Source organism: Methylobacillus methanolivorans (genome assembly GCF_044751345.1).
In the GTDB taxonomy this organism is placed as follows: domain Bacteria; phylum Pseudomonadota; class Gammaproteobacteria; order Burkholderiales; family Methylophilaceae; genus Methylobacillus; species Methylobacillus methanolivorans.
Genome location: NZ_JBIWXY010000005.1, coordinates 1 through 5,662 on the forward strand (window position 1 = coordinate 1; position 5,662 = coordinate 5,662).

The 5,662-nt window shown below is 49.8% G+C and carries 2 tRNA genes and 3 rRNA genes; all 5 read left to right on the top strand.

The features are described 5' to 3' along the window. The first annotated feature begins 406 nt into the window (after window positions 1–406). The 5 genes from ACIKP9_RS13445 (at window position 407) to rrf (ending at window position 5,655) form a co-directional block, all read left to right on the top strand. A 16S ribosomal RNA gene (locus ACIKP9_RS13445) occupies window positions 407–1,949 on the top strand. Window positions 1,950–2,021: 72 nt separating this feature from the next. Next, window positions 2,022–2,098, top strand: a tRNA-Ile gene (locus ACIKP9_RS13450). 17 nt (window positions 2,099–2,115) lie between these two features. Continuing rightward, a tRNA-Ala gene (locus ACIKP9_RS13455) sits at window positions 2,116–2,191 on the top strand. Between the two features lie 320 nt (window positions 2,192–2,511). Next, window positions 2,512–5,395: ribosomal RNA gene (locus tag ACIKP9_RS13460) — 23S ribosomal RNA — on the top strand. Between the two features lie 146 nt (window positions 5,396–5,541). Further along, a 5S ribosomal RNA gene (gene rrf / locus ACIKP9_RS13465) occupies window positions 5,542–5,655 on the top strand. The 16S, 23S and 5S rRNA genes sit together here with 2 tRNA genes alongside, the layout of an rRNA operon. Window positions 5,656–5,662: the final 7 nt, after the last annotated feature.

Below are 5,662 nucleotides of genomic sequence, written 5' to 3' on the forward strand. Positions count from 1 at the left end.
AAAAAAACTGCTTGACTGGATCGAAAAGGTCTGTAAAATGCGCGGCTCGCTGAACGAGGTGATGTGAAGCGAAGTTGGTTAGAAAGTTGTTTAAAAATAATTTTCGAAACTAGCTTGACCGAATGAAAAAGGTCTGTATAATGCGCACCTCTCGCTGATTTGGAAACGAATCAGCAGCGACAAAAGAAGTAACGAAGTAACCGCTCTTTAACAAAACGAACAACCGATAAGTGTGGGTGCTTGTAGGTGAGTGCAAAAAGATACATATATATGTATCTAAAACTCAAAATACAAGTGCTTAACACTTAAATGAAATCTGTAACTTTTAGTTACACCTAAGATTCATTTGAGATTAAGCCAAGCGATATACCGACCTCGAAAGAGGTCACAAGTAATAGTCGGAATTAAACTGAAGAGTTTGATCCTGGCTCAGATTGAACGCTGGCGGCATGCTTTACACATGCAAGTCGAACGGCAGCACGGAGAGCTTGCTCTCTGGTGGCGAGTGGCGAACGGGTGAGTAATATATCGGAACGTGTCCAATAATGGGGGATAACTAGTCGAAAGATTAGCTAATACCGCATACGCCCTGAGGGGGAAAGTGGGGGATCTTCGGACCTCACGTTAATGGAGCGGCCGATATCTGATTAGCTAGTTGGTGGGGTAAAAGCCTACCAAGGCGACGATCAGTAGCTGGTCTGAGAGGATGATCAGCCACACTGGGACTGAGACACGGCCCAGACTCCTACGGGAGGCAGCAGTGGGGAATTTTGGACAATGGGCGAAAGCCTGATCCAGCCATGCCGCGTGAGTGAAGAAGGCCTTCGGGTTGTAAAGCTCTTTCGCAAGGAAAGAAAACTTACATATTAATACTATGTGAGGATGACGGTACCTTGATAAGAAGCACCGGCTAACTACGTGCCAGCAGCCGCGGTAATACGTAGGGTGCAAGCGTTAATCGGAATTACTGGGCGTAAAGCGAGCGCAGGCGGTTTTGTAAGTCAGATGTGAAAGCCCCGGGCTCAACCTGGGAACTGCGTTTGAAACTACAAGGCTAGAGTATGGGAGAGGGAGGTAGAATTCCACGTGTAGCAGTGAAATGCGTAGAGATGTGGAGGAATACCAATGGCGAAGGCAGCCTCCTGGCCTAATACTGACGCTCATGCTCGAAAGCGTGGGGAGCAAACAGGATTAGATACCCTGGTAGTCCACGCCCTAAACGATGTCAACTAGTTGTTGGTGGAGTAAAATCCATTAGTAACGCAGCTAACGCGTGAAGTTGACCGCCTGGGGAGTACGGTCGCAAGATTAAAACTCAAAGGAATTGACGGGGGCCCGCACAAGCGGTGGATTATGTGGATTAATTCGATGCAACGCGAAAAACCTTACCTGGCCTTGACATGCCACTAACGAAGCAGAGATGCATTAGGTGCTCGAAAGAGAAAGTGGACACAGGTGCTGCATGGCTGTCGTCAGCTCGTGTCGTGAGATGTTGGGTTAAGTCCCGCAACGAGCGCAACCCTTGCCAATAATTGCCATCATTCAGTTGGGCACTTTATTGGGACTGCCGGTGACAAACCGGAGGAAGGTGGGGATGACGTCAAGTCCTCATGGCCCTTATGGCCAGGGCTTCACACGTAATACAATGGTCGGTACAGAGGGTTGCCAACCCGCGAGGGGGAGCTAATCTCAGAAAGCCGATCGTAGTCCGGATTGTAGTCTGCAACTCGACTACATGAAGTCGGAATCGCTAGTAATCGCGGATCAGCATGTCGCGGTGAATACGTTCCCGGGCCTTGTACACACCGCCCGTCACACCATGGGAGTGGGTTTCACCAGAAGTAGGTAGCCTAACCGTAAGGGGGGCGCTTACCACGGTGGGATTCATGACTGGGGTGAAGTCGTAACAAGGTAGCCGTATCGGAAGGTGCGGCTGGATCACCTCCTTTCTAGAGTATGCCTTGCTTGCAAGCATTCACACTTATCGGTTGTTTAAAGAGCGCAACAAAGATTGGCCTTAAGGGTCTGTAGCTCAGCTGGTTAGAGCACCGTCTTGATAAGGCGGGGGTCGTTGGTTCGAGCCCAACCAGACCCACCAGATTACTGTGAAGTAATGGGGGATTAGCTCAGCTGGGAGAGCACCTGCTTTGCAAGCAGGGGGTCGTCGGTTCGATCCCGTCATCCTCCACCAACTCTTTGTTGAAAAGTTAGACATAAGTACAGCGTGCTGTTTTTATGTCTAGCTTTTAGAAGCTAGATTGATCTTTAACAAAATGGAAGAAGTAAAGAGAATAAAGTAAGACTTTGTGATGAGGTCTGAAATATTCAATGGGTAATTTGATTGCAAAATCGAAACATTTGAATGGCGTTGGTTCGTAAGAATTAACAGTTCAAATTAGTTTGATCACATCAGCTTGGTGTGATCAGATGAAGTGCTTTAGAAAACCTATAGCGGATGTCTCATGCATCACGAGATTTGAGTTTAAAAGGGCTCAGGTTTTAACGTTATAGGATCAAGCGAATAAGTGCATGTGGTGGATGCCTTGGCGATTACAGGCGATGAAGGACGTGGTAGCCTGCGTAAAGTCTCGGGGAGCTGGCAAACAAGCTTTGATCCGGGAATGTCCGAATGGGGAAACCCACCCGCAAGGGTAACCTTCTCTGAATATATAGGAGAAAGGTGGCGAACCGAGTGAACTGAAACATCTAAGTAGCTCGAGGAAAAGAAATCAACCGAGATTCCGGAAGTAGTGGCGAGCGAACCCGGAAAAGCCTGTTACTTTTAGCATACGCGATAATAGAACGGAATGGAAAGTCCGGCCATAGTGGGTGATAGCCCCGTATATGAAATCCCGTATGTGGAACTAGGGTAACGACAAGTAGGGCGGGACACGTGAAATCCTGTCTGAACATGGGGGGACCATCCTCCAAGGCTAAATACTCGTAATCGACCGATAGTGAACCAGTACCGTGAGGGAAAGGCGAAAAGAACCCCGGGAGGGGAGTGAAATAGATCCTGAAACCGCATGCATACAAACAGTGGGAGCCTCGTAAGGGGTGACTGCGTACCTTTTGTATAATGGGTCAGCGACTTACATTCAGTAGCAAGCTTAACCGATAGGGGAGGCGTAGCGAAAGCGAGTCCGAATAGGGCGTTCAGTTGCTGGGTGTAGACCCGAAACCAAGTGATCTATCCATGGCCAGGATGAAGGTGCCGTAACAGGTACTGGAGGTCCGAACCCACTAATGTTGAAAAATTAGGGGATGAGCTGTGGATAGGGGTGAAAGGCTAAACAAACTTGGAGATAGCTGGTTCTCTCCGAAAGCTATTTAGGTAGTGCCTTGTGTCTCACTCTCGGGGGTAGAGCACTGTTATGGCTAGGGGGCTCATAAGAGCTTACCAAACCATGGCAAACTCCGAATACCGAGAAGTGCAATCACAGGAGACAGTCCATGGGTGCTAACGTCCGTGGACAAGAGGGAAACAACCCAGACCGCCAGCTAAGGTCCCAAATGACGTGCTAAGTGGAAAACGAAGTGGGAAGGCACAGACAGCCAGGAGGTTGGCTTAGAAGCAGCCATCCTTTAAAGAAAGCGTAATAGCTCACTGGTCGAGTCGTCCCGCGCGGAAGATGTAACGGGGCTAAGCACGTAACCGAAGCTGCGGATGCATATTTATATGCATGGTAGGAGAGCGTTCTGTAGGCCTGCGAAGGTGTTCTGTGAGGAATGCTGGAGGTATCAGAAGTGCGAATGCTGACATGAGTAGCGATAAAGGGAGTGAAAAGCTCCCTCGCCGAAAGCCCAAGGTTTCCTGCGCAACGTTCATCGGCGCAGGGTGAGTCGGCCCCTAAGGTGAGGCAGAGATGCGTAGCTGATGGGAAACAGGTTAATATTCCTGTACTTACATATACTGCGATGTGGGGACGGAGAAGGTTAGGTCAGCCATCTGTTGGAATAGGTGGTTTAAGCGTGTAGGTTGATCTCTTAGGCAAATCCGGGAGGTTAAGACTGAGGCGTGACGACGAGTCTCCTTGTGAGACGAAGTGATTGATACCAAGCTTCCAAGAAAAGCCACTAAGCTTCAGGTATATGTGAACCGTACCGCAAACCGACACAGGTGGGCAGGATGAGAATTCTAAGGCGCTTGAGAGAACCCGGGAGAAGGAACTCGGCAAATTAGCACCGTAACTTCGGGAGAAGGTGCGCCCCGGTAGGGTGAAGGACCTCGCGTCCGGAGCTCGATGGGGTTGCAGTGAAAAGGTGGCTGCGACTGTTTAATAAAAACACAGCACTGTGCAAACACGAAAGTGGACGTATACGGTGTGACGCCTGCCCGGTGCCGGAAGGTTAAGTGATGGGGTGCAAGCTCTTGATCGAAGCCCCGGTAAACGGCGGCCGTAACTATAACGGTCCTAAGGTAGCGAAATTCCTTGTCGGGTAAGTTCCGACCCGCACGAATGGCGTAACGATGGCCACACTGTCTCCTCTCGGGACTCAGCGAAGTTGAAATGTTTGTGAAGATGCAATCTACCCGCGGCTAGACGGAAAGACCCCATGAACCTTTACTGTAGCTTTGCATTGGACTTTGACAAGATTTGTGTAGGATAGGTGGGAGGCTTTGAAGCGAGGACGCCAGTTCTCGTGGAGCCAACCTTGAAATACCACCCTGATGTTGTTGAGGTTCTAACCTAGGTCCGTAATCCGGATCGGGGACCGTGCATGGTGGGCAGTTTGACTGGGGCGGTCTCCTCCCAAAGAGTAACGGAGGAGTGCGAAGGTAACCTAGGTACGGTCGGAAATCGTACTGATAGTGCAATGGCATAAGGTTGCTTGACTGCGAGACGGACAGGTCGAGCAGGTGCGAAAGCAGGTCATAGTGATCCGGTGGTTCTGTATGGAAGGGCCATCGCTCAACGGATAAAAGGTACTCTGGGGATAACAGGCTGATTCCTCCCAAGAGTTCATATCGACGGGGGAGTTTGGCACCTCGATGTCGGCTCATCACATCCTGGGGCTGTAGCCGGTCCCAAGGGTATGGCTGTTCGCCATTTAAAGTGGTACGTGAGCTGGGTTTAAAACGTCGTGAGACAGTTTGGTCCCTATCTGCCGTGGGCGTTGGAAGTTTGAGGGGGGCTGCTCCTAGTACGAGAGGACCGGAGTGGACACACCTCTGGTGGACCGGTTGTCACGCCAGTGGCATCGCCGGGTAGCTAAGTGTGGAAGAGATAAGCGCTGAAAGCATCTAAGCGCGAAACTTGCCTCAAGATGAGACTTCCCTTGTGCCTTGAGCACACTAAAGAGTCGTTCGAGACCAGGACGTTGATAGGTCGGGTGTGGAAGTGCAGTAATGCATTAAGCTAACCGATACTAATTGCTCGTGAGGCTTGATCCTATAACCTTGAAACTTGAATCAAGGTTGCTCTAAAGCAGCAATCAAAATACCATCTTTACTTCTTCTGTTTGTTGAAGACGAATTTGCTTATGCAAGTTCCATCAGATATCAGTGAATGTGCGAAAGCACACGCACTACCGGTTATGTCTGGCGGCCATAGCGAATTGGAACCACCCCTTCCCATCTCGAACAGGGCCGTGAAACGATTCCGCGCCAATGATAGTATACTTCTCGTATGCGAAAGTAGGTCACCGCCAGGCTTTTATT